Source organism: Bacillus sp. z33 (assembly GCF_058313615.1).
This window is the reverse complement of sequence record NZ_JBZFQN010000001.1, coordinates 1,134,295-1,160,310: the sequence shown is the minus strand read 5'-3', so window position 1 is coordinate 1,160,310 and position 26,016 is coordinate 1,134,295. Positions and strand designations below refer to the sequence as shown.

The following is a 26,016-nucleotide window of genomic DNA, read 5'->3' as shown; positions in this document are numbered from 1 at the left end:
TTCTTAATCTAAATTGTTATATTCCAACTAAAAGCTTCATGAAAGGAGTACGAAACATGAAAAAACTTCAATGGTACGTAATACTTGGAATCATTTTTGCTATTATTGTGGCTGTTTTTGCCGTTGTCAATGTAGATAAAGTAGATGTTAATTATGTTTTTGGAACGGCACATTGGCCTTTGATTTTAGTCATTTTAGGGTCTGTTGCCATGGGTGGTGTTATTGTCGGCTCAGTAATGGCCGTACGGATTGTCACTTTGACTAAACAGTTGAAAGAACTAAAAAAAGAACATCCAAGTTTAAATGAGTCGGCAGAGGATGAATCCTATATTCAGCCGAAATAATAATTATTTGGAATCACTCATTGAACCTTTGTTTGATATTTTTTATAATAGAGAGGTCAGGGGTGACAATATGTTACAGTCAAAAACGCGTTGGCTTTTAAAAAAGGCTGATGAAACGATTATAAATTTATTTATGCAAGAACTTAAACAGCCGCGTATTGTGGCTACTTTATTGGTCAACAGAGGAATAAAGACCGTTGAAGATGCACGGTCTTTTTTGTATGCTGCCCAGCAAGATTTCCACGATCCTTTTTTACTATCCGGGATGGAAGAAGCTGTGAAGCGGATTGTGAAAGCTGTAAAAAATGATGAAAAAATCACTATCTTTGGAGACTATGATGCAGACGGTGTTAGCAGTACAACAATTTTAATGCTTGCTCTTAAACTAATGGGGGCTGAGCGTGTGTCATGGTATATTCCGAATCGATTTACAGAGGGCTATGGTCCAAATGAGCAAGCTTTTCGAACCATTAAAGAACAGGGTACTACTTTGCTTATCACGGTAGACTGCGGTATATCAGCAATTAGTGAAGCACAGACAGCTAAAGAATTGGGAATGGATTATATTGTAACAGATCACCACGAACCAGGTCCGGATTTACCTGAAGCACTAGCGATCCTTCATCCGAAGAAACCTGGTGAAACATATCCATTTTCTGAGTTAGCCGGTGCCGGTGTGGCGATGAAGCTGGCCCATGCTTTATTAGGAGAATTACCTGAAGAGTTGATTGGGATTGCTGCAATTGGAACCGTGGCTGACTTGGTTCCTCTTCATGATGAAAACAGATTGATTGCTATTAAAGGAATTCAGGCGTTAAAAAAATCAACCAGACCAGGCATCCTCGCACTTTGCCAAAAAGCAGGCATTCAGCGAGAAGCATTTAACGAGGATTCCATCGGATTTGGATTGGCGCCAAGAATAAATGCTGTAGGAAGATTAGAGTCAGCAGATCCAGCCGTACAGCTTTTACTTACAGAAAATCAGACAGAAGCCAATTTAATTGCAGATGAAATAGACTTGCTGAATAAAGAGCGGCAATCGATTGTAAAAGAAATGACACAGGAAGCTATTGAGGAAGTGGAGAAACATTATCCACCTGAAATCAATCCGGTTCTGATTATCGCCCGGGAAGGGTGGAATACTGGAGTTGTAGGAATTGTAGCCAGTAAGCTTGTGGAAAAGTATTACCGGCCAACGATTGTCTTAAGTATTGATCGTGAAAAGGGAACAGCAAAGGGTTCGGCACGTAGTATTAGAGGATTTGATCTTTTTCAGAACTTATCTTTGAACAGAGAACTGCTTCCTCATTTTGGCGGGCATCCAATGGCTGCTGGGATGACACTGAAAATAGAAGATGTTGAGGAATTAAGGAAACGACTGATTGATCAGGCCAATCAAACACTGACGGAAGATGATTTCCAGCCTGTAACAGAGGTAGATGGATTACTTCCGCTCAATGAAATTTCCTTACCTCTTATCCAACAAATGGCCCAGCTTGCTCCATATGGAATGCAAAATCCGAAACCGAAGATCTTAATTGAGGATGCCATTGTGACATCTTCCCGGAAAATAGGTGCGGATAAGACGCATCTTAAACTACAAATTGAGCAAAGCGGAATAGGCTTAGACAGCATTGGGTTTGGACTGGGAGAAATTATGGATCACTTGTCTCCTCATGCAAGTGTATCGGTCATTGGTGAACTGGCTATAAATGAATGGAATAATGTGAAGAAGCCTCAATTATTATTACAGGATATCGCTGTTGAGAATTGGCAATTATTTGATTGCAGAAGCGGCAATGGTAGAATTCACGTACAGGCAGTACCGGAGCAACGTAAATTTATCCTCTTCAATGAAGAGAGTAAGCAGTGGCTGCCGGAATATACTAATGAGGATGAAATTGTCTATATACCTTCTTTAGAAGCCGCCAAACAGGAATCGTTAGATGGTTATCATGTCATTTTAGCAGATTTGCCTGCACAAAAAGATATACTAGAAGAACTTTTCATTGGAGAAATGCCAAAAAGGGTGTATATTTACTTTCGGACTACTCAAAATGATTATTTTTCAGCTTTTCCAACAAGAGACCAATTTAAATGGTATTATGCATTGCTGGCTAAAAAGGGACCAATGCAATTTGATGATTTGCGTTCCAGGCTGATGATTCATAAAGGCTGGTCTAAAGAAAACATTGATTTTATGACAAAGGTGTTTTTTGAACTGGAGTTTGTTACAATAAATAACGGACTCATCGATTTGGTAAGAACTAGTATGAAACGGGATCTGCAGGATTCGAAAACCTATCAGGAAAGACAAGCGAGAATGGCACTGGAACAAGAGCTTTTATACGCGCCATTCAATCAGCTATATCAATTCTTCAGCAACCTGATTCGTTCCCGTAAGGAAAACAAGGAGGAAACTGAGCAATGGATTTAAAACAATATATACAGATTGTAGAGGATTGGCCGAAACCGGGGATTAAATTTAAAGATATTACTCCCCTTATGGATAATGGGAAAGCATATAAATATGCGACTGATCAAATTGTAAAGTTTGCTAAGGAAAAAGAAATTGATATTATTGTAGGGCCGGAAGCACGTGGATTCATCATTGGCTGCCCGGTTGCTTATGCAATGGAAGTCGGTTTTGCACCAGTGCGTAAAGAAGGCAAACTGCCAAGAGAAACAATTAAGATTCAGTATGGTTTGGAATACGGCAAAGATGTGTTGGCCATCCATAAAGATGCCATTAAACCAGGTCAGAGAGTTTTAATTACAGATGATTTATTGGCTACAGGCGGTACGATGGAAGCGACTATTAAATTGGTTGAAGAGCTTGGCGGAATTGTGGCTGGATTAGCATTCTTAGTTGAGTTAACGTATCTCGAAGGCAGAAAAAAACTTGCCGGTTATGATATCCTCACATTAATGGAATATTAAGCATATAGTAATGGCGTTCTATTTATTAGAGCGCTTTTTATATTATTCAAGTGCAAATATTAGCGAAATATCAGATTAAATCTCGTTCCTTACTTTACAAGAAAACTTTTTTTGATGATAATAGAAACAATCCTCTTTTTGACGATTAACCTATATGGTTTAACATAGATAATAATTATAAGCAGAAACGTGGAAATACGGAGTAAAAAGGTGATTTCATGGCAAATGAGCAAATTTATACGGCTGAGCAGGTCTTTGATAAAGCAAGAAGGTATATGGATGAAAAAGATGTGGCATTTTTAGAAAAAGCGTATGAATTCGCAAAAGAAGCTCATAAGGAGCAATACCGTAAATCGGGTGAGCCATATATTATTCATCCGATTCAAGTAGCTGCGATCCTGACTGATTTAGAGATGGATACATTTACGGTTGCGAGCGGATTTTTGCATGACGTAGTGGAAGATACTACTATAACACTTGCGGATATTACGGAAACATTTAACGAAGAAGTAGCCCTTTTGGTTGATGGTGTAACGAAACTTGGGAAAATTAAATATAAGTCAAAAGAAGAGCAGCAAGCTGAGAATCATCGGAAAATGTTTATAGCAATGGCTAAGGATATTCGTGTCATTATGATTAAATTGGCAGATAGGCTGCATAATATGCGCACATTGAAGCACCTGCCTGTTGAAAAGCAACGCCGAATTGCTAATGAAACGCTTGAAATATTTGCTCCGCTTGCGCATAGACTTGGGATTTCAACAATTAAATGGGAGCTCGAAGATACAGCCCTTCGCTATTTAAATCCACAGCAATACTATCGAATTGTGAATTTGATGAAAAAGAAGAGGGCGGAACGAGAAGAATATCTATCTGATGTCATTGTCCGAATGAAGGAAAAGCTGAATGAAGTATCTATTCAGGCTGATATACTCGGTCGACCGAAGCATATTTACAGTATCTACCGAAAAATGGCGATTCAAAATAAGCAGTTTGAAGAGATATATGATTTAATGGCCGTGCGTATCATTGTAAATAGTATTAAAGATTGTTATGCAGTTCTTGGTATCATTCATACATGCTGGAAGCCGATGCCTGGCCGTTTCAAAGATTATATAGCCATGCCGAAAGCAAATATGTATCAATCGCTTCATACGACTATAATTGGTCCGAAGGGTGAACCTCTGGAGGTACAAATCCGGACGACAGATATGCACCGAACAGCTGAATTTGGAATTGCAGCCCATTGGGCATATAAAGAAGGCAAAGATTTAACTTCAACCGAACGTATGGATAAAAAATTGGATTGGTTTAGAGAGATTGTTGAATTCCAGGACGCATCTACCAATGCAGAGGAATTTATGGAATCTCTTAAATTGGATCTATTTGCAGATATGGTTTTTGTTTTTTCACCAAAAGGCGATGTGTATGAGCTTCCAAAAGGATCCGTACCGATAGATTTTGCCTACCGTGTTCACTCAGAAATCGGTAATAAAACGATAGGCGCCAAGGTAAATGGAAAAATGGTTACGTTGGACTATGTGCTGAAAACCGGGGATATTATTGAAATCCTTACATCTAAACATTCATATGGTCCAAGTCAGGATTGGTTGAAGCTGGCTATAACTTCACAAGCTCGAAATAAAATCAGACAATTCTTTAAAAAGCAACGCAGAGAAGAAAATATTGAAAAAGGCAAAGAATTGGTTGATAAAGAAGTCAAGGCAATGGATTTTGAGGTAAAAGAAGTGTGCACAACCGAGAACTTACGGAAAGTTGCAGAAAAATTTAATTTTGCCAATGAAGACGATATGTATGCAGCAGTGGGCTATAACGGAATCACAGCAGCCCAAATTGCGACGAGGTTAACGGATAAGCTTCGTAAAAAGAGAGAGAAGGATCAGGAAGTAAGTTTGATTGATGCCGTATCAGAGTTACGGATGATCCCGAAAACGAAGAAGAGAGATTCCGGAGTACGTGTCAAAGGAATTGACAATATGCTAATCAGATTATCGCGCTGCTGTAATCCGGTTCCAGGTGATGAAATCGTCGGGTATATCACTAAAGGACGCGGTGTTTCAGTCCATCGGGCTGACTGTGTCAATGTGTTGGATGAAGAAAGCGTAGAACGCATCATCCCAGTTGAATGGGAAAGTAATCAGAGTGTTCGAAAAGAATATAATGTGGACATCGAAATAAATGGATTTGACCGCAACGGCTTGCTAAATGAAGTGCTTCAGGCAGTGAATGAAACAAAAACGAATATCACGGCTGTTTCAGGACGCACGGACCGAAATAAAAGTGCAACGATTACTATGTCCATTTCCATCTATAATGTAAGCCATTTACAAAGGGTAGTAGATCGTATTAAACAAATTTCCGATATTTATTCTGTAAGACGAATTATGAGTTAGGGGTCAAGAAAATGAAAGTGGTATTGCAACGATCAAAGGCTGCATCAGTGAGTGTTAACGGTGAAACAGTCGGCGAAATTACTTCAGGCTTGGTGTTATTGGTTGGAGTCACACATGAAGATACAGAAGAAGATTGCCGCTATCTTGCTGATAAAATTATTCATCTCCGGATATTTGAAGATGAAAATATGAAGATGAACCATTCATTACTTGATGTGGGCGGCGAAATTTTATCAATTTCACAATTTACTTTGTATGGTGATTGCCGCAAAGGAAGGCGCCCTAACTTTATGGCAGCAGCCAAACCGGATGAAGCGGAAAGATTGTACGAAGTATTTAATGATATGCTAAGAGAAAAAGGGGTGAAAGTTGAGACTGGTAAATTCGGAGCAATGATGGATGTCCAGCTTATCAACGATGGTCCTGTAACGCTTATTCTGGAAAGTAAAAAATGAAATAAAAAGAAATCCATTCTTAAACCAACGCACCTCTTTTGTTAGATGTAAATCTATCAAAGGAGGTGCTTTTTTTGCGTATAAAAGTACTTATTTAGAAAAGTAAGCAGCTAGCCCGTCAACAAGACCGTCCGTAATCGTCTCTTGGTATTGTTCCGTTTGAATATGAGCCTCCTCTGCAGGATTATTGATATACCCTAATTCCAGTAAAATAGCCGGATGCCGATTTTCGCGTAGCACGTGAAGGCTACTCTGCTTAATGCCCTGATTGATTAAAGGAGTGTTATTTTGGAATAAGTACTTTTGGATGGTTGTGGCCAGTTTCTTTTGATAAGCGTAGTAATAATACGTTTTTATGCCACTTTTATTGCCAATATGATTACTATCATAATGAAAACTGATAAAGGCATCAGCTGACTTCATATTGGAGAGGCTGGCCCTGGCGCTCAATGTTACATATCGATCGCTTGAGCGTGTCATGATCACGTTTGCCCCGGCCATTTTTAACTTTTCATATGCCAGTTTTACGGAATAAAGAGTTAGGTTCTTTTCTAGTGTACCGGCCGGTCCGGATGCCCCGCTGTCAGTACCTCCATGCCCAGGATCCAATATAATGGTTTTTCCCTTTAATGAATCCCTTCTTTGGTGAATCAAATCCTGTGCATCCTCTAATTCTGCATACCAAACTGGTATCCATCCTTCTTTTTTAGATGGCAGCTGAATTTTATACATATTATCCTTTTTGTCGAGAATGGCATAAATTTGATCTTTCGTTACTGTACCAATGCGCGGACTATTTGCCTTTCCAGATGTCCGTACATGTAAAGCGGAAGGTGTAATCCGGATATTCTTTGCGGCTTTTTGCGAAAGACTCTGATGAATATATCTACTGTTCACCCAACCCAAATTCCCCTCATAGGTAAAAGAGATCCAGCCATTTTGTACCCCGGAGATCTGGATGATTGTGCCGATGGAAAGATTGCCAAGTACCTCAAAATCCATACCGGGACCATTGCGAATCCGTAGGCCGTCAGCAGTGACAACGCCAGAATTTGATGAGAGCTCCGCTTCTTCATAGCCTGTTACAAGCCAATTAGCAACCCAGCCCGATTTTTTGCCATTCACTTGAAATTTGATCCAATTGCCATCTGTTTCTACAACATCATAGATGCTGCCTGAATGTATCTCATCGATAATTAGATCATTTATATTCGGACCTGCCCGGACATAAGCGGAATGCTCACTAACCACGATTTTGTCCATTGATGCATGTGCGATAAGGCTGGTGTTTTTCATTGGCAAGACTAAAATTATTATTCCTAAAAAAACGATTACTTGTTTTATCAAAATGGAGATCGCTCCTTTTTTATTCAGATCATTGCAATTGAAAAAGAAAAAATATTTTTTATGAAAGTTACATTAGCCAGTCGGGAATACTGAGTAAGACAATCTGTAGTTAAAAAAATAAGGGGTGTAATAATATGAGATACAGCGAAAAAGGATCCATTACACAAAACGCAAGTAATCAAATATTCGGTGTGGATTTTCATGATTTTTTGATTAAGGAGCAGAATAATTCGATGATGGAGCTTGCTTCGGAATTTGGACTGTCTATCAGAGATGTGAAACAATTAAAAAAGAAACTTGAGCGTTCTTAAGGGTTGACAATAAGGAAGTTACTTCGTAATATTAATTAAATAAAAATACATATATTACATACCAATGATGGTGAAGAGTAATTTAGATCACACATGAACAGAGAAGAAGTATCTTAGGCTGAAAATACTTCTGCATGTGCCTTTATGAACGAACACACCGTAGGTTTCGCCCTGAAAAAACGTAAGTTCTAGTAGGGGATGAACGTTAAACAGGCGTTAACTGTAAAAGTGGGAGCTTATAAAAGTTCCAACTAGGGTGGCACCGCGGGCAACAACTCCCGTCCCTTGCATATGCATGGGACTGGGAGTTGTTTTTATTTTACCTAAAATTACCAAGCCATGCCAATTTGAATTTTTTATAGATTGCAGTTTAAGGAGGAAATTTGATATGGCCGTCCAAATACCAAGGGGTACCCAGGATATCCTTCCTGGTCAATCAGAAAAATGGCAGTATATTGAAGAAGCAGCTAAAGAAATTTGTTCGTTGTATCAGTATCAAGAAATACGCACACCGATTTTCGAAAGCACGGAGTTATTTGAAAAAGGTGTAGGAGATACGACGGATATTGTGCAAAAAGAAATGTATACCTTTACGGATAAGGGCAACCGAAGCTTAACGTTACGTCCGGAAGGTACAGCAGCCGTTGTTCGTTCCTTTGTAGGAAATAAAATGTACGGAAATGCGATCCAGCCGGTTAAGTTATTCTATATTGGACCGATGTTCCGCTACGAACGTCCACAAGCTGGGCGCTTCAGACAATTTGTACAGTTTGGTGTTGAAGCCTTGGGAAGTTCCGATCCGGCGATTGACGCTGAAGTGATTTCTCTAGCGATGAATATATACAAAAAGTTAGGGTTAAAGAATCTAAAGCTTGTCATTAACAGCCTCGGAGATAAAGAAAGCCGTGCTAAACATAGAGAAGCTTTGATTGCACACTTTAAGCCTCGTATTGAAGAGTTCTGCCCGAACTGTAAAAATCGATTGGAACGCAATCCGTTGCGAATCTTGGATTGTAAAGAGGACCGCAATCACGAATTAATGGCGAGTGCACCTTCCATTATTGATTATTTGAATGAAGAGTCTACTCAATATTTTAACAAGGTGAAAGCATACTTGGATGCAATCGGAATTTCATATGTCGTGGACCCGGGCCTGGTTCGGGGGCTTGATTATTATAATCATACAGCTTTCGAAATTATGCTGGACTCTGAAGGATTTGGAGCGATTACAACCCTTTGTGGAGGCGGTCGTTATAACGGGCTTGTACAGGAAGTAGGGGGCCCGGAAACTCCAGGCATTGGATTTGCCCTAAGTATTGAAAGATTATTAGCAGCTCTTGAAGCCGAAAAGATAGAGCTGCCAGTAGAAAAAAGAGTAGATTGTTTTATCGTGTCACTTGGTGATGAAGCGAAGGATTACTCTGTAAAACTGGTAGATGAGTTACGCAGCAATGGGATTTCAGCTGAAAAGGATTATTCCGATCGAAAAGCGAAGGGACAATTTAAGGCGGCTGACCGTGTAAATGCTAAATTTGTGGCTGTCCTCGGAGAAGATGAGCTGAAAGAGAATAAAATATCTTTGAAAAATATGCAAACTGGTGAGCAGCAGCAAGTTGGTCTCGCGGAATTACTAACAGAATTAAAAACTAAACTGGGAAGATAATAGGAGGAATTTACAGTGTACGGAAGAACATATTTTTGCGGGGAAGTACCGGTAACAGCAATCGGAGAAGAAATCACTGTCAAAGGGTGGGTCCAAAAAAGACGTGACCTTGGCGGGTTGATTTTTATCGATTTAAGAGACCGTACAGGGATTGTCCAAGTTGTATTTAACCCAGATTTATCACCTGAAGCCCTAGGTCTCGCTGAAAAAATCAGAAGTGAGTATGTATTGAGCGTACGGGGAAAAGTTGTGGCGCGTGAAGAGGGAACGATAAACAGTAACCTTAAAACGGGCAGTATTGAATTGCAGGCAGAAGAGGTAACAATTATTAACGAATCCAAAACACCTCCATTCGCGATTACGGATAACGAAGAAGTATCTGAGGATCTTCGTTTATCTTACCGTTATTTAGATCTTCGCCGTCCGGTTATGTTTGAAACATTTAAAATGAGACATAAAGCGACAAAAGCAATCCGTGACTTTTTGGATGGAGAAGGGTTCCTTGATATAGAGACACCTATTTTAACAAAGAGTACTCCGGAAGGCGCACGTGATTATTTAGTACCAAGCCGTGTGCATGAGGGCGAATTCTATGCATTGCCACAATCTCCACAAATCTTCAAGCAATTATTGATGGTATCCGGAATTGAACGCTATTATCAAGTTGCACGTTGTTTCCGTGATGAGGATTTGCGTGCAGACCGCCAGCCTGAATTTACGCAAATCGATATTGAAACAAGCTTTATGAGCCAGGAAGATATTCAGGACTTGACTGAACGCATGATGGCAAAAGTTATGAAAGATGTTAAAGGAATCGACCTTACTTTACCATTACCGAGAATGACGTATGATGAAGCGATGAGCCGTTATGGTTCCGATAAACCAGATACGCGTTTTGCAATGGAATTAATAGATGTGAGCAATGTAGTTAAAGATTCAGGCTTCAAAGTGTTCGCGGGTGCTGTGGAATCAGGCGGACAGGTTAAAGCGTTAAATGTAAAAGGAGCTGCTTCCAATTATTCCAGAAAAGACATTGACGCATTGGGCGAATTTGCTGCCCGTTATGGAGCAAAAGGCCTTGCCTGGATGAAGATGGAGGAGGAAGGTCTAAAAGGACCAATCGCGAAATTCTTCCAAGATGAAGATGGTAAAGGGTTAATCGAGGTTACTGGCGCTGAAGCTGGAGACTTGCTGCTGTTTGTTGCAGATAAAAAATCTGTTGTAGCAGATGCATTGGGCAGTTTACGAAATAAATTAGGTAAAGAATTAAATCTAATTGATGATAGTAAATTTAATTTCTTATGGGTAACTGACTGGCCATTGCTTGAATATAAAGAAGAGGATGGCAGATACTATGCGGCTCACCATCCATTCACAATGCCTGTTAGAGAAGAAATTCCATTACTTGATGAAAACCCTGGTGAAGTAAAAGCAATTGCCTATGACCTTGTGTTAAATGGATATGAATTGGGCGGAGGAAGCTTACGTATCTTTGAACGTGATATTCAGGAAAAAATGTTTGAGGTTCTTGGATTTACACCTGAAGATGCAAATGCACAATTTGGTTTCTTGATGGAAGCATTTGAGTACGGTACACCTCCACATGGCGGAATTGCGTTAGGATTGGATCGTTTAGTTATGCTGTTATCCGGCCGTACTAACTTGCGTGATACGATTGCATTTCCTAAGACTGCAAGCGCAAGCTGCCTGTTGACTAATGCACCTAGTGAAGTATCAGATAGCCAGCTTAAAGAACTTAGCCTAAAGGTCTCAAAAACAAAATCCGACTTGTAAAAATAATCAGAATTTGATAAAATAAAATTAATCAAATAGACGTCCTGAAGTGTACGTTATGCATCCTTTTTGTTTTGACCAACATTTCATTAACGGGAGTCCGGAGTTTACCAATTGCGCAAATGCCTTTCTCGTGAAGGACTTGCAATACAGAGGAACAGGACGCCCACCTGCCGAGGGCGGGCCAAAGCACCAGGCATCAAACGGCACAAATTGGGACGTCTATACTTATGAAGAATTTACAAAACACGCTGCAGTTGCTGCAGCGTGTTTTTTATATTTTCAAAAACCTTTGACCCAGAGTGCTTATGAAAAATAAATCAATTCATTCCCAGTCGGTAAGTATGGTATTATAAATCGAAAAGATGATACGTTTTCTTAGGAAAAAGCACTAAATATATGGACAGCACCTGACTGGTCAGCAGAAACTGTATCTTACAGTGGTTAAGTGGTTCGTATAAAATACAATTTAAGTGACTAAGTGTGGGAAGCACACAAACGTTTAAGGAAGAAAAAATAGGAAATTACATTAAATAATATAAAGAAATTGGAGTGGAGCTATTCATGTTGCATCAATTCTCACGTAATGAATTGGCGATCGGTAAAGATGGCCTTGAAATATTAAAAAACACGACTGTGGCGATTCTTGGTATAGGCGGTGTAGGTTCTTTTGCCGTAGAAGCTTTGGCACGTTCCGGGGTAGGTACTTTAATATTAGTGGATAAAGACGATATTGATATAACAAACGTGAATAGACAAATTCATGCTCTACTATCTACAGTAGGGGAACAAAAAGTGGATGCCATGAAAAATCGTATCCTTGATATCAATCCTGATTGTGAAGTAATTGCTTTAAAAATGTTTTACACAGAGGAAACGTATGAGGATTTCTTTGCTTATAAACCAGATTATGTGATTGATGCTTCCGATACAATCATTTATAAAATTCATTTGATGAAGGAATGTTTGAAAAGGAATATCCCAATCATCTCAAGTATGGGTGCTGCCAATAAAATGGATCCCACCCGCTTTAAAATTGCCGATATATCCAAAACACATACAGACCCATTGGCCAAGGTCATTCGTACCAAGTTAAAGAAAGAAGGAATTAAAAAAGGGATTCCAGTTGTTTTTTCTGATGAGAGCCCCATCATACCTTTTGATGATGTAACAAAAGTGGTAGGTAATCAGGATGCTGATATACGTAAAGCTAAATTTCCGCCATCTTCCAATGCATTTGTTCCATCGGCTGCAGGGTTGATTACTGCAAGCTGGGTCGTAAAAGAAGCGCTGAAGGAAGTAAAAATTAAACGTGTTAATGATTAACTAAATATAATTGGCGAGTGATGTGTTTACCAGAGAGACATTTCCTCCGACATAAAAAAAGATTGGCTGAGGCCAATCTTTTTTTATGGCTTATTTTTAAATTGTTCCAACCTTTCATAAATGGCAGCTATTCGTTTTTCCTCTCCTGATTCGATAGGTTCGTAATATTTTGTTCCCTTTAAGTTATCAGGGAGATAATCTTGTTTGACCCAGCCGCCGAATGTACCGATCGGGTAGTCATGGGGGTATTTATACCCGACATGGCCAAGGTCTTTTGAACCTGAATAATGGGCGTCGCGTAAATGCTTAGGGATATCCCCAACTTTGCCGCTCCGGATATCAGCAATCGCTTGGTCTAAGGCCTTATAAGCAGAATTGGATTTGGAGGAAAGACACATTTCCACAACCGCAACCGAAAGTGGGATGCGCGCTTCAGGAAGCCCGAGTCGTTCACTGGCTGTCACAGCTGCCAATACATTATTTCCTACAGAAGAATTAGCGAGTCCGATATCTTCGTAGGCAATGACTAAGAGTCTCCGATTTACTGCAACCAAATCCCCGATTTCAAGAAGATGAGCCAAATAATATAAAGCAGCATGGACATCGCTTCCTCTTATACTCTTTTGCAGGGCCGATAATAGATTATAAAAATTAGACCCTTTTTTATCGCCATAAACCCCTACATTCCCCCCTAAATCGTCAATTACTTGATCCTCAATAATATAGGTATCCTCGTCCCTGATTGATGAGTAAACAACTGATTCAAGCAAGGTTAATGCTTTTCTGGCGTCTCCATTTGAGTTAAAGGCAATTTTCTCGATTTGTTCATCGGTAATTCTGATATCCATCTTACCCAGTCCGTTTTTTTCATCGGATAAGGCTCTCTGGAGCAAGGTAATGGTTTCTTCGACGGATAATCGGGTGAGCTGCTTAATTTGCCCGCATCGGCTCCGTATAGCCGGGTTGACATCATGGAAGGGATTTTCCGTTGTAGCTCCAATTAAAATAATGTCGCCTCTTTCTACATGAGGAAGAAGATAATCCTGTTGTGCTTTATTGAATCGGTGGATTTCATCGAGGAATAGAATAACCTGTCCGGTCAGACGAGTTTCCTCCACAACTGCTTCAACATCTTTTTTGCCGGCAGTGGTCGCATTTAATGCAATAAATGGTATTTTGGTTGTCCCGGCAATCGCATAGGCAATAGATGTTTTCCCAATGCCGGGTTCACCGTATAACAACATAGAAGGGACATGTCCGTTTTTAATCATTTTATATAAACTGGTTTGTTTGCCAATGCAATCTTTTTGACCAATGATTTCATCTAAGTTTTTGGGACGCATACGATATGCGAGTGGTTCAGAGTTCACCTTAATTACCTCCACTTTTTGCTTCCGGATGATTTCATTATATCGATAAACCGAACGCATTCCTATAATTTCGTTTTTGTAAAAAAAGTAGTGAATTTTATCCTTTCATGAGATTTCCTGTAGTCGCGACTGTTTTTTTTTACTATGATAAAGGGAGAAGGTGAAAAAAATAAAGAATAATTGTGTTGAGCCGTTGAATACAGGCAATGATTTAAGGTATGGTATACTTTTGTAGACTAAATGTAAGGCTGAGGTGCTAAAAACATGAGAATATCGACCAAAGGAAGATATGGACTTACGATAATGATTGATTTAGCTAAGAAACATGGAGAAGGTCCTACTTCCCTAAAATCAATAGCACAATCAAATGATTTGTCCGAGCATTATTTGGAACAATTAGTGACCCCCTTGCGTAATGCAGGACTTGTAAAAAGTGTCAGGGGTGCCTATGGCGGCTATAAATTAACGAAAGATCCACATGAGATTACAGCAGGTGATGTGATCAGAGTCCTTGAAGGTCCGATTACACCGGTTGAAGGTATTGAAGATGAAGAACCTGTTAAACGGCAATTGTGGATTAAAATTAGAGATGCTGTGAAGGATGTTTTAGATCATACAACTTTGGAAGATTTGGCATCCTATAAGGAAGAGGACGACTCTACTCAATCATATATGTTCTATATTTAATATAAAGTAATTTTGTTTGGCAAAGGAGGTATAGGCCATGGAACAAATTTATATGGATCATGCAGCGACAACGCCTATGCATCCAGAAGTTATTAATGTGATGGCGGAAGTTATGAAGAATTCTTTCGGAAATCCATCAAGCATCCATCAATTTGGGAGAGAATCGAGAAAGCTGGTTGATGATGCAAGAAAATTGCTGGCCGACAGTATTGGTGCGCAAATAGATGAAATCATATTCACGAGCGGTGGTACAGAAGCAGATAATGCAGCGATAATTAGCAGTGTACAAGCCATGAAGGATAAAGGAAGGCATATTATCACTTCAGAAATTGAACATCATGCTGTACTCCATACATGTCAGGCGCTTGAGAAAGACGGATACGAGGTTACGTATTTGCCTGTCAATGAAGAAGGTTTAATCACCGTTGATTCTGTTCAAGCGGCTTTACGTGATGATACGATTTTAGTTACAATTATGTTCGGAAATAATGAAGTGGGCTCCATTCAGCCCATTCAGGAAATAGGCCGGATATTAGAGAGTCATCAGGCATTATTCCATACCGATGCTGTACAGGCATATGGAATCCTTCCTATTACGGTTCATGATTTAGCTGTCGATTTCTTAAGCGTATCAGCACATAAAATTAATGGACCCAAAGGGATGGGATTCTTGTATGCGCGTAAAGGCGTTCCTTTTAAACCGTTGTTGCTTGGTGGGGAACAGGAAAGAAAACGCCGGGCTGGTACGGAAAATGTGCCTGGAGCAGTTGGATTTGCAAAGGCAGCAGAGTTGATGTCTCAAACACGTGATGTGAAGGTAGGGCAATACTTAACATTCAAAAAAATAATGATACAGGTATTTGACGAATCAGGCATAGATTATTCCATTAATGGTAAGCTCGATGATTCCTTGCCACATGTTCTGAATATCAGTTTCCCCGGCTCAAATGTCGAAGCATTTCTAGTCAATATGGATTTGGCGGGTGTTGCTGTTTCAAGTGGGTCTGCATGTACAGCCGGTTCGATTGAACCATCACATGTGCTCGTCTCTATGTTTGGCAAAGATTCCGAGCGTACCAGAAATTCGATACGTTTCAGTTTTGGACAAGGAAATACAGAGCAAGAAGTAGAAAAAGCAGCAAAGATTGCTGTGGGTGTTATTAAACGATTAGTGAAGTAAAAAGGTTTGAGGTGAAGTATATAATGAAATCCCCAGCGGAAACTAGGGTCGTTGTCGGAATGTCCGGTGGAGTAGATTCTTCTGTTGCAGCTTACCTGTTAAAAGAACAGGGCTATGACGTTGTAGGAATTTTTATGAAAAACTGGGATGATACAGATGAAAATGGTGTTTGTACAGCTACGGAAGATTATGAAGATGTCATCCGTGTTTGTAACCACATCGGAATCCCCTACTATGCGGTCAATTTCGAAAAACAATATTGGGATAAAGTGTTCACCTATTTCCTTGAGGAATATAAGGCGGGACGTACACCAAATCCTGATGTCATGTGCAACAAAGAAATTAAATTTAAGGCCTTCCTTGAGCATGCGATGAATTTGGGGGCGGATTACCTGGCGACAGGACATTATGCCCGCGTAGCATACATGGATGGAGAATATAAAATGCTGAGAGGATTGGATGAAAATAAGGATCAGACTTATTTTCTTAACCAATTAACTCAGGAACAATTAAGTAAAGTCATGTTCCCGATTGGTGAATATGATAAGCCGAAAATCAGAGAAATTGCTCTGGAAGCTGGTCTTCCAACGGCTACTAAGAAAGATTCCACAGGGATCTGTTTTATTGGTGAACGTAACTTTAAGGAATTCCTTGGTCAATATTTGCCTGCCAAGCCTGGCGAGATGAGAACGATGAGCGGGGAACTTAAAGGTAAGCATGATGGACTCATGTACTATACATTGGGACAACGCCATGGGCTTGGAATTGGCGGAAGCGGTGAACCATGGTTTGCGGTTGGAAAGGATTTAGAAAAAAATATTCTTCTGGTCGAGCAAGGATTTCACCATGACAGCCTCTACTCTGATTCCATTATTGCAGACAAAATGAACTGGATTTCTGAAAGAAAGCCAGGGGATACATTTGAATGTACGGCTAAATTCAGATATCGCCAGGCAGATAATAAAGTAACTGTGAAAGTACTGGACAATAATCAAGCGGAAGTTATTTTTGCAGAGCCTATCAGAGCGGTGACCCCGGGACAAGCCGCAGTCTTTTATGACGGTGAAGTTTGCCTCGGTGGAGGTACGATTGATAAAGTTTATAAAAAAGGTTTAAAGCTCGACTATGTCGGGTAATTAAAAAGCTAATTGAATGTGGATAGTCTGTTTCGTAAAGGAACAGGCTATTTATGTTCTGTAAAATATACATATGCGGGTGATTGAAGATGGATGTGAAGAAGTACGATTATTCACTTTCCAAAAAAGAAGTTCTCGAGGTATTTGAAACCGATGCAGAAAGGGGGATAACAGAAAAAGAAGCAGAAGCAAGATTAAAAGAGTATGGGAAAAATGAATTCGGAGTAGAACAAAAAAACTCATTATTAAAAATGATCGCTTTACAATTACATAATACGCTTAATTACATCTTGATGGTTGCCGCTATATTCTCTTTTATAGTGGGTGAAGTGAGCGACGGTTTAATTATCGCTTTTGTCATTATAATCAACACGATTATTGGTGTAGTCCAGGAGAAAAAGGCAGAAAATGCATTGGACGAACTAAAAAAGTTAGCAGCACCAAAAGCGCTGGTGAAAAGAGAAGGAAATGTCAGGGAAATAGATGCATCTTTGCTCGTACCGGGTGATTGCGTTCTGCTTGAGGCAGGAAGGACAGTGCCGGCTGATGTTCGTATCATTCAATCCCATTCTCTGAAAATTGAAGAATCTGCTTTAACGGGGGAGAGTCTTCCGGTAGATAAGGACGAGAATTGGAATCTGGAAAATCCTGATCAGCCCCTTGGGGATTATCTTAATATGGGATTCATGTCTACTCAAGTTACAAATGGCCGAGGCGTTGGAATTGTGACTGCAACCGGATTGAACACAGAGGTAGGGAGAATAGCTGAAATGCTTCACAGCACGGAATCCAGTCAAACTCCTTTACAAAAAAATCTTAACCAGCTCGGAGAAAAATTAAGTTATTGTGCCATTATTGTCTGTGTCGTTATGTTCTTTGTAGGATTAATGCAGGGAAGAAATCCTGGAGAGATGTTTATGATCTCCACAAGCCTTGCTGTTTCCGCTATACCTGAAAGTTTATCGACAATGGTTATTATTGTGTTAACGCTTGGGGTAAGGCGTCTTATTAAACAAAGAGCAATTATACGTAGAATTCCAGCAGTTGAAACGTTGGGTTCGGTCAGCATGATTTGTTCAGATAAAACAGGAACACTGACTTTGAACAAAATGAGCGTAGTTGAGCGCTATGTTAATTTAAAAGTATTAGAGGAAAATGTACCATATGCTGAGGATGACCAAAAGTTGGTTAATCAACTGGCATTATGTTCGGATGCCACTTATGAACCGGAAGAAACCGGCGATCCTACAGAAGTGGCTTTTGTTAAAGCAGCACATGTGAATGGATACACAAAGTCTGGTTTGGACAAAGAATTTCCCCGTGTGGCCGAAATACCTTTTGATTCAACGAGAAAAAGGATGACTACCATACATAAAGATGGCGATGGATATCATGTACTGACAAAAGGTGCAGTGGATATCCTGCTAGAGAGAATAACTACTATTCAATTAGATGGCCAAATAGTAAAAATCACGCCTGAATACATAACTGAAATTAACCAGGCTGTGTTGGAGATGTCCAACCGGGCTCTTCGTGTAATGGCTTTGGCAGGTAAAAAAGTTTCAGCTGAAGTAATGACTGAAATGGATGAAGAGGAAATAGAGAGTAATTTGACATTTTATGGAATGGTAGGCTTGATGGATCCTCCACGTCCAGAAGTAAAACTTCAGATTGAAAGAGCCCACCGTTCAGGCATTGAAGTAACGATGATTACAGGTGATCATCCGCAAACAGCAATTGCAATTGCGCACAGATTGGGAATAACAGAATCCGATCAAGTGATCACTGGTGCAGATTTGAATCAAATGACACCTGAAGAGCTGAAGGAAGCAGCAGTAGATACACGTGTATTCGCCCGGGTATCACCGGAGCATAAAGTGCAAATTGTACAGGCCTTTAAAGAAAATGGACATATTGTTTCCATGACCGGCGATGGTGTGAATGATGCACCTTCCTTAAAAACAGCTGATATTGGGGTTGCCATGGGGCAAACAGGTACAGATGTTGCCAAGGGTGCTTCAGATATGGTTTTAATGGATGATAATTTCACCACGATTATAAAAGCGGTTGAAGAGGGTAGGAATATTTTTGCTAATATACGAAAATCTATTCTTTTCCTTGTTACAAGTAATTTCGGTGAAGTCTTAGCTCTCTTCTTTGCCATTTTGCTTGGCTGGCCGACACCGCTACTGACCGTCCATATTCTATGGCTGAATTTGGTTGGTGATTCTATTCCAGCCTTTGCGCTTGGTGTAGATAAGAATAAGGATGTCATGCTTGATAAACCAAGGCCTAAGAAAGAAGGAATTTTCACGAAGGATTCAGTCATCTTCCTGATTTTAAATGGATTATTGATTGGTGTATCTTCTCTCTTAGCCTTCCTGATTGGATTGAAATGGGCAGCTGGAATTGATTCAATATTCGATTTACAATTTAATAATCTTACAGCCCATGAACTGAGAGTCGGGCAAACGGTCGCCTTTATGGCACTAACCTTTATTAGCTACATTCAAGTATATAATGTTAGACATTTACGCAAACCGATCTGGAAAACAGGTGTATTTAGCAATAAATATTTAAATTGGTCTGTCATAGGTGTCGTCTTGTTGCAAATTGCGGTAGTTTATATCGAACCTTTTGCCAAACTTCTCAAGATTGAACCAATCGGTTTGAAAGAATGGATCCTAATCTTCTTCTGTGCACTTGGAACCATTATCGTAAATGAAATTGTTAAGGGCTTCTTAAGGCTCTATGATAGAAGAAAAGCTATGGAGTAACTCCATAGCATCAAACTGTAGACAAAATCCCTATATTAAGGAGACATTGTCTGCAGTTTTTTTCTTTTTTCGTTCTCTTTTCGTTAACACTATTTTCTGCAGAATGGGCTCGCTTTCCGCGGGCAAGCATCAAGCCTCCTCCTGCATTGCACTGCGGGGTCTAGGGTACGCTTGTTTTTCCCGGAGGAGTTTCGCTCATTCTGCAGAAAATAGGTCACTGCGTTTTATACGAAATTTCTCGGTATACGACAGAAATTCTCTGTATTTTTAATTAATATAATTTACTATATAGGGCCTAAAAAATAGATGAGGCTAGATCCATCGTGAAAAAGCCGAAAAATAAGGAATTCAGAAAATGGATCGTACCGAGCCATTCTGAATTCCTTTTTGTCTACAATCTGAGTCTATGGAGTAACTCCATAGACTACTTTATTTCCTCGCTGATTCGATTAGCAATAAGCTGATACCCATTCCGGTTTAAGTGGAGGCTGTCGCTGAAATAGTCCTTTTTTGATTTATCCTGGAACAAATCATTCGTTGGTACGAAGGTAATAGATGAATAGTTGTCCACTGCTTCTTTTAAATCATGATTCCAATCTTCTAAAATTCGATTAAGCTGCTCATCGCTTGGGTTGGGATTATATAATCCGACCACAATGAAAGGGACATCTTCATCAAGGTGGCGGATGCTTTTTAAAATGGTATCAATATTATCAAGATAGTCTTCTTTTTCTCTTTTTACAGCATTCTGATTGATGGTTTGAAAATCTCCGCCTAAGGTTGTACGTAAATCGTTTGTACCAATAAATAAAATGATAGAGTCCGCTTCATTTACTTTTTCGTTTATTTTAGGATTAGCTAATTGTTTTAGCACTCCTTCTGACTCTTGTCCAGGGATTCCATAGTTATTAATTTGATACTCTTCATCTGAAGACGCACTTTTTAATATTTTTTCAAGCTGACCGACATAGCCTTCCTCCTTGCGATCACCTACCCCGTAAGTTAAGGAATCGCCAAGAGCCATAACGACATGCTCCTCATTGGGCTTGGTCTTTTCATCTAAATAATAGGCATATCCCATCCATGCCAATCCAATTACGAGCAAAATTCCTGCAGTATAATAAATTTTTTTCATCTTCTCTCACTCCTATATTTACACTTTTACCCCAAAGACCATGATTTTTAACAAATAGTGTAATTTTATTGACTACAGGAATCATTTGATTGAAAAATGGTACGTGACTCGAAATTTCCCAGCTATATTGAAATTTGCAGCGATTTTATTTCTTTCACTTTTTGTTGCAAAGAAACTGATAATAAGATACTTGCCACAGAGGTCAACTGGATGTCACTTTGTGGTATACTATTTCCATTCAGTTAGGAATGTAGGAGTGAACAACGTTATGGATAAAAATAAATTAGGTATTCAATATATGGAACAAGGAAAATGGGAGGATGCGGCAAAAATTTTCACCGAAATGATAGAAGAAAATCCAAATGATCCGGTAGGATTCATTAATTTCGGCAATGTACTGGCATCGATGAATGATAATCAGCGAGCGATTAAATTTTTTGAAAAGGCCATCGAACTTGATTCAGATGCTGCGACTGCTTATTACGGTTTGGGCAGTATTTATTATGAGCTGGACGATTTAGTAAAAGCGAAGGATCAATTTGAACTGGCTATAAAAAAAGGGATTGAAACAGCGGATGTGATGTTTATGCTGGGATTATGTCTTCTACATTTAGACCAGCCGAAACTGGCATTACCTTATTTCCAAAGAAGTGTTGAACTAAATCCGTCGGATGCAGAAGCTCAGTTCCATTATGGACTGGCTTTGGCAGGTGCTGAGATGTATGATATGGCAATTGATGCGTGGAATAAGACGCTTGAGATTGATGAGTCTCATGCAGATGCGTATTTTAATCTAGGAGTGGCCTATGGTGGAATAAAGGGGGATGCTGATAAAGCGATCTCTTATTTTGAAAAAGCAATTGAGATTCAGCCAGACCATATCCTTGCATTGAATGGATTAAAACAAATGAAGGAACTGTTATAAACGGGAGGTGCTTCCTGTGGAACAAGAGTCGTTCGTCCTTTCCGACAATGACAAACCTTTCATCAAAGGAACACAATTGGTTACCATTTTTCATAATGAACAAAATTTATACTCGGTTGTGCGTATCAGAGTGAAAGAAACAAATCTTAATTATGATGAAAAAGAAGCGGTCATCACCGGGTATTTTCCCCCTATCCATGAAGAAGAAATATACACATTCTACGGAAAAATGAAAGAACATCCCAGGTTTGGGATTCAATTTCATGTAGATAGCTTCCAGCGTGAAATTCCAGAATCAAAGGATGGGGTCATTGCCTACTTATCCGGGTCTCTTTTTAAGGGCATTGGGAAGAAGATTGCGGAAGCGATTGTTGATAAACTTGGGGAGAAAGCTATTTCTAAAATATTGGCCAACCCATCTCTATTGGATGAAATCCCTAAGTTGAGCGGTGAAAAAGCGAAGCATTTGTATGATACACTCGCTGCTAATCAGGGCCTTGAACAAATTATGATTCATTTATCCAATCTAGGATTTGGTCCTCAGCTTTCTATGAAGATCTATCAGGTTTATAAACAGGACGCGATTACCATCATCGAGCAAAATCCCTATCAGCTGGTCGAAACAATTGAAGGGATCGGGTTTACCCGTGCGGATGAAATTGGATTGCAGCTGGGCATTGGAGGAAGCCATCCATCACGGATTAAGGCGGCAATTCTCTATACATTGGACAGATCCTGTGTACAGGATGGTCATTCGTATATGGAGGCTGAAGAACTGCTCACCAGTGTTAAAAACATTTTGGAACAAAATCAGAATGTGGTCATCAGCTTTGAGCAAATTACGGATCAGCTGATTCAGATGGGTGAAGAAGGCAAAATTATTGGTGAAGAGAAAAGATTTTACATGCCATCCTTATTCTTTTCAGAGAAAGGGATCGTAACGAATATTAAACGGATTATGTCTCAGGATTCATATGCCGATCAATTCCCTGAATCTGAATTTTTACTGGAGCTTGGAAAACTTGAGGAACGAATCGGAATGGAATATGCCGAGGAACAAAAGGATGCGATCTTTAAAGCCTTACACTCACCCATGCTGATTCTGACAGGTGGACCCGGTACGGGAAAAACAACGGTTATAAAAGGAATCGTTGAACTATATTCGGAATTACATGGGTTATCCCTCGACCCGAAAGACTATAACAATGAAAATCCTTTTCCGTTTGTTTTAGCTGCTCCGACGGGGCGTGCGGCAAAAAGGATGAAGGAATCTACAGGACTTCCGGCTGTGACCATCCATCGTTTGCTTGGCTGGAACGGGTCGGATGTTCAGCGTGATGAGGATAATCCGATCAGCGGAAGACTTTTGATTGTGGATGAGATGTCCATGGTAGACATATGGCTAGCCAATCAACTATTTAAAGCTTTGCCTGACAATATGCAAGTCATTCTTGTCGGGGACGAGGATCAATTGCCTTCCGTAGGACCAGGCCAGGTTTTAAAGGATTTGCTTGCCTCATCGGTTATTCCGGTGACACGCCTGGAATCAATATTTAGACAGGAAGATGGTTCTTCCATTATTCAACTTGCGCATGCGATAAAAAACGGACAGCTGCCGCCAGATATCCGTAAACCGCAGGGAGATCGTTCGTTTTTCTCTTGTTCTACAAATCAAGTTGCTGATGTGATTAGACAGGTAGTAACCAATGCCCGACAAAAAGGATTCCCAGCGCGTGATATTCAAGTTCTGGCACCTATGTACAGGGGAAGCGCCGGAATTGATTCGTTAAATGTACTTTTGCAGGAAATTCTGAATGATAACCGTGATAAGAAAAAGAGAGAATTAGCTTTTGGGGATGTGGTGTACCGTGTAGGAGATAAGATTCTCCAATTGGTGAACCAGCCCGAAAATGGTATTTACAATGGTGATATGGGTGAAATTATTGCGATTATCTATGCAAAAGAGAATGAAGATAAGCAGGATCAAATTTTTGTTTCATTTGACGGGATAGAAGCGAAATATACCCGCCAGGAGCTTAATCAAATCACGCATGCTTATTGTTGTTCGATTCATAAATCCCAGGGAAGTGAATTTCCAATCGTTATTTTGCCGGTAGTTAAGAGTTATCATCGAATGCTGAGACGCAACCTAATTTACACGGCCATAACGAGGAGCAAAAATTTCTTAATTTTGTGCGGTGAAGAGGAAGCCTTGCGATATGGTGTTGGCCGCAATGGTGAAGATGAACGGAGAACTACTTTGCTGGAAAAACTGCAAGAAGGATTCCGTGAAAAAAGCAGTGTAACTGAATCTGATAATCTGCACGTAGATGAAGAAAATTCTGAAAATGAAATGACATATGAGCAAAAGTTATTTCAGACAGATCCGATGATTGGGATGGAAAACATTACTCCTTATGATTTTATGGTAAGTGGATAAACTACAAATGTTGGTCTTTAAGCTGAATGAATTCTGCATTCAATGGACAAACTGACAATACACATTATTTTTTTGAGGTGATTGTTATGAAATGTCCTAATTGCTCCAGCAAAGATATTGGTAAAATAGGCGTTAATCAATATTATTGCTGGAATTGTTTTGTGGAATTGTCCATCCAAAAAGGAATCATGCATGTCCATCAGGTAGAAGAAGATGGATTGTTGAGTTCTTTGGATGATTTGTTTAGTGAAGAAGATCGACAAATGAGTCTTTGATTCGTACTTCCTATATTATGGGGTGACTTGCAATGAACAAAATGGTTTCGTCGTTAATAACCTTAGGAGCGGGAATGGCGATTTATCGAAGCATGTCCAATAATGGAATGCTATCTAATCGCAGAATGAAAAAGTTGAAGCGTACAATTATGAAGTCTTTTTAAGTGGCTTTATTTAGGTTTAAAAGGCAGGAGAATTTTCCGCCTTTTAAACCTTTTTTTATAAATTACTTGCAGAATTTGACCGTTGGATGAATAAAAAATTAGTAAGATTCCGGAGACTCCAATACATATTTTCTTTTAAACATAAGGAAAATAGAATGGAGGTGGGAATTGTGAACATACAGGTAAAATGGTTTTATCGACTTGGCTTTCTATTATTGTTATTCATCGTCTTATTTGTTTTTTACTTACTCAGACCGATTTGGCTTCCTATTATACAGATATTTATGACTGCCATATCCCCATTTATTGTTGCTGCTTTTATTAGTTACCTCCTTCATCCTCTTGTAGAAAAGGTCCATCGAGAAGGGATTCCTAGAGGGTTAGCCATTGGTTTGATCTACCTGGTGTTTTTTGGTGTTGTAGGGTATGGACTATTTAAAGGAATCCCTGTATTCATAAATCAAATGATTGACGTGGCGGAAAGAGCACCTGAAATGGCAGAGCTATATCGGAATTATATCGTTCGTTTTCATTCACAAACATCAAACTGGCCATTTGGACTGCATGAACGTCTGGAACAAATAATCAACACTATGGAAATGAAACTAAGTTCGTTCGTCAATGTATTGATAGAAGGATTAAGTGGGCTATCGGACTTTTTCTTCTTTGTGGTACTCATCCCGCTTATATCCTTTTATTTGCTGAAAGATGCTGATAGGATAATTGCCTTTGGGTTAAAGCTATTCCCTAAAAAAACAAGGGGAACGATTAAACAGTTTTTAACGGACATTGATCATTCATTAGGTGGTTATCTACGTGGCCAGTTGCTGGTATGTTCTATTATAGGGGCTTTTGCTGCTATTCTCTTTTGGTTTTTTGGTATGAACTATCCCTTACTGCTGGGTATCATTATTGGGGTGACGAATATTATCCCCTATTTCGGGCCATTGATTGGTGCTGTTCCGGCATTACTTGTAGCGGTCACTATTTCAACAAGTATGGTCATCAAGGTGGCGATCATCATTATTGTCCTTCAATTCCTTGAAGGGAACGTCATTTCACCAATCATAATGGGAAAAACGTTAAAGCTCCACCCGCTTGTTATCATTTTTGCTTTACTTGTAGGTGGAGAGATAGGCGGAATTCTTGGCTTAATTCTTGCTGTTCCTATCCTCGCATTTTTAAAGGTTGCGATTACCCATAGTAATTTGTTAAATGAATAATTGATAAACAGTGACTGTGAAACATTGACAAAGAAAACACTAATGACTATAATCCAACATATAACGGATATATTTAAAATATGTTGATGGACCGAGTATGCTTAAGTCCT

The 26,016-nt window shown here is 39.6% G+C and carries 21 protein-coding genes, 1 other RNA gene and 1 other annotated feature; of the genes, 19 read left to right on the top strand and 3 right to left on the bottom strand.

All coding sequences use genetic code 11. The annotated features are described in order from the left end of the window. Positions 1-56 precede the first annotated feature (56 nt). The 5 genes from AC4G3L_RS05500 to dtd all read left to right on the top strand — a co-directional run bounded on the left by AC4G3L_RS05500 (position 57) and on the right by dtd (position 6,153). The gene (locus AC4G3L_RS05500; protein WP_491075964.1) at positions 57-344 is read left to right on the top strand and encodes a LapA family protein; all 288 of its coding nucleotides are present in this window, start codon (positions 57-59) and stop codon (positions 342-344) included. 70 nt (positions 345-414) lie between these two features. Further along, positions 415-2,781: a single-stranded-DNA-specific exonuclease RecJ gene (gene recJ / locus AC4G3L_RS05495; protein WP_491075963.1), complete on the top strand. Its 2,367-nt coding sequence runs from the start codon at positions 415-417 to the stop codon at positions 2,779-2,781. Then, entirely contained in the window at positions 2,772-3,284 is a 513-nt protein-coding gene (locus AC4G3L_RS05490) for an adenine phosphoribosyltransferase (protein ID WP_491075962.1), read from the top strand. The genes recJ and AC4G3L_RS05490 overlap by 10 nt, the downstream gene beginning before the upstream one ends. A gap of 218 nt (positions 3,285-3,502) precedes the next feature. Beyond that, positions 3,503-5,698 (top strand): RelA/SpoT family protein, encoded by a 2,196-nt coding sequence (locus AC4G3L_RS05485; RefSeq protein ID WP_491075961.1) that lies wholly within the window; start codon positions 3,503-3,505, stop codon positions 5,696-5,698. A gap of 11 nt (positions 5,699-5,709) precedes the next feature. Next, complete coding sequence (dtd, locus tag AC4G3L_RS05480) at positions 5,710-6,153, top strand: D-aminoacyl-tRNA deacylase (RefSeq protein WP_491075960.1); 444 nt, start codon at positions 5,710-5,712, stop codon at positions 6,151-6,153. 90 nt (positions 6,154-6,243) lie between these two features. Here the strand turns inward: dtd and AC4G3L_RS05475 are convergent, their stop codons facing one another. Beyond that, complete coding sequence (locus tag AC4G3L_RS05475; RefSeq protein ID WP_491075959.1) at positions 6,244-7,500, bottom strand: N-acetylmuramoyl-L-alanine amidase family protein; 1,257 nt, start codon at positions 7,498-7,500, stop codon at positions 6,244-6,246. Between the two features lie 134 nt (positions 7,501-7,634). Here AC4G3L_RS05475 and AC4G3L_RS05470 point away from each other — a divergent pair, with 134 nt between their 5' ends. The 5 genes from AC4G3L_RS05470 to AC4G3L_RS05450 all read left to right on the top strand — a co-directional run bounded on the left by AC4G3L_RS05470 (position 7,635) and on the right by AC4G3L_RS05450 (position 12,594). After that, positions 7,635-7,811, top strand: coding sequence for a hypothetical protein (locus AC4G3L_RS05470; RefSeq protein WP_491075958.1), 177 nt, complete (start codon positions 7,635-7,637; stop codon positions 7,809-7,811). 55 nt (positions 7,812-7,866) lie between these two features. Next, positions 7,867-8,100 (top strand) — a binding site (T-box leader). A gap of 99 nt (positions 8,101-8,199) precedes the next feature. Next, the gene (gene hisS, locus AC4G3L_RS05465) at positions 8,200-9,474 is read left to right on the top strand and encodes a histidine--tRNA ligase (RefSeq protein WP_491075957.1); all 1,275 of its coding nucleotides are present in this window, start codon (positions 8,200-8,202) and stop codon (positions 9,472-9,474) included. Positions 9,475-9,489: 15 nt separating this feature from the next. Continuing rightward, positions 9,490-11,268 carry an aspartate--tRNA ligase gene (gene aspS / locus AC4G3L_RS05460; RefSeq protein ID WP_491075956.1) on the top strand — a complete coding sequence of 593 codons (1,779 nt, stop codon included), beginning with the start codon at positions 9,490-9,492 and terminating at the stop codon, positions 11,266-11,268. 38 nt (positions 11,269-11,306) lie between these two features. Continuing rightward, a non-coding RNA gene (ssrS, locus tag AC4G3L_RS05455) (6S RNA) lies at positions 11,307-11,492 on the top strand. Positions 11,493-11,832: 340 nt separating this feature from the next. Next, a complete protein-coding gene (locus AC4G3L_RS05450; RefSeq protein WP_491075955.1) occupies positions 11,833-12,594 on the top strand; it encodes a tRNA threonylcarbamoyladenosine dehydratase in 762 nt (253 codons plus the stop codon). A gap of 83 nt (positions 12,595-12,677) precedes the next feature. Here AC4G3L_RS05450 and AC4G3L_RS05445 read toward each other — a convergent pair whose 3' ends face one another. After that, positions 12,678-13,964 carry a replication-associated recombination protein A gene (locus AC4G3L_RS05445; protein ID WP_491075954.1) on the bottom strand — a complete coding sequence of 429 codons (1,287 nt, stop codon included), beginning with the start codon at positions 13,962-13,964 and terminating at the stop codon, positions 12,678-12,680. Between the two features lie 264 nt (positions 13,965-14,228). Between AC4G3L_RS05445 and cymR the strand changes: the two genes are divergently transcribed. From cymR to AC4G3L_RS05425, 4 genes are all read left to right on the top strand, one after another. After that, positions 14,229-14,651 (top strand): cysteine metabolism transcriptional regulator CymR, encoded by a 423-nt coding sequence (cymR, locus tag AC4G3L_RS05440; RefSeq protein ID WP_491075953.1) that lies wholly within the window; start codon positions 14,229-14,231, stop codon positions 14,649-14,651. A gap of 37 nt (positions 14,652-14,688) precedes the next feature. After that, on the top strand, positions 14,689-15,831 hold the full coding sequence (locus AC4G3L_RS05435; RefSeq protein ID WP_491075952.1) for a cysteine desulfurase family protein: 1,143 nt from the start codon (positions 14,689-14,691) through the stop codon (positions 15,829-15,831). Positions 15,832-15,854: 23 nt separating this feature from the next. After that, the gene (gene mnmA, locus AC4G3L_RS05430; RefSeq protein WP_491075951.1) at positions 15,855-16,967 is read left to right on the top strand and encodes a tRNA 2-thiouridine(34) synthase MnmA; all 1,113 of its coding nucleotides are present in this window, start codon (positions 15,855-15,857) and stop codon (positions 16,965-16,967) included. Positions 16,968-17,056: 89 nt separating this feature from the next. Continuing rightward, entirely contained in the window at positions 17,057-19,744 is a 2,688-nt protein-coding gene (locus AC4G3L_RS05425; RefSeq protein ID WP_491075950.1) for a cation-translocating P-type ATPase, read from the top strand. A 424-nt stretch (positions 19,745-20,168) separates the two neighbouring features. Here AC4G3L_RS05425 and AC4G3L_RS05420 read toward each other — a convergent pair whose 3' ends face one another. Next, the gene (locus AC4G3L_RS05420) at positions 20,169-20,879 is read right to left on the bottom strand and encodes a GDSL-type esterase/lipase family protein (RefSeq protein ID WP_491075949.1); all 711 of its coding nucleotides are present in this window, start codon (positions 20,877-20,879) and stop codon (positions 20,169-20,171) included. A 268-nt stretch (positions 20,880-21,147) separates the two neighbouring features. On the opposite strand from AC4G3L_RS05420, the gene AC4G3L_RS05415 reads away from it, so the two are divergent. The 5 genes from AC4G3L_RS05415 to AC4G3L_RS05395 all read left to right on the top strand — a co-directional run bounded on the left by AC4G3L_RS05415 (position 21,148) and on the right by AC4G3L_RS05395 (position 25,906). Further along, positions 21,148-21,804, top strand: a complete 657-nt coding sequence (locus AC4G3L_RS05415) for a tetratricopeptide repeat protein (protein ID WP_491075948.1) — start codon at positions 21,148-21,150, stop codon at positions 21,802-21,804. Between the two features lie 16 nt (positions 21,805-21,820). Next, positions 21,821-24,244 (top strand): SF1B family DNA helicase RecD2, encoded by a 2,424-nt coding sequence (gene recD2, locus AC4G3L_RS05410; protein WP_491075947.1) that lies wholly within the window; start codon positions 21,821-21,823, stop codon positions 24,242-24,244. Between the two features lie 86 nt (positions 24,245-24,330). After that, complete coding sequence (locus tag AC4G3L_RS05405) at positions 24,331-24,519, top strand: YrzR-like zinc ribbon domain (protein WP_491075946.1); 189 nt, start codon at positions 24,331-24,333, stop codon at positions 24,517-24,519. A 32-nt stretch (positions 24,520-24,551) separates the two neighbouring features. Continuing rightward, positions 24,552-24,683: a YrzQ family protein gene (locus AC4G3L_RS05400; RefSeq protein ID WP_491075945.1), complete on the top strand. Its 132-nt coding sequence runs from the start codon at positions 24,552-24,554 to the stop codon at positions 24,681-24,683. 170 nt (positions 24,684-24,853) lie between these two features. Beyond that, the gene (locus tag AC4G3L_RS05395; protein ID WP_491075944.1) at positions 24,854-25,906 is read left to right on the top strand and encodes an AI-2E family transporter; all 1,053 of its coding nucleotides are present in this window, start codon (positions 24,854-24,856) and stop codon (positions 25,904-25,906) included. Positions 25,907-26,016 lie beyond the last annotated feature (110 nt).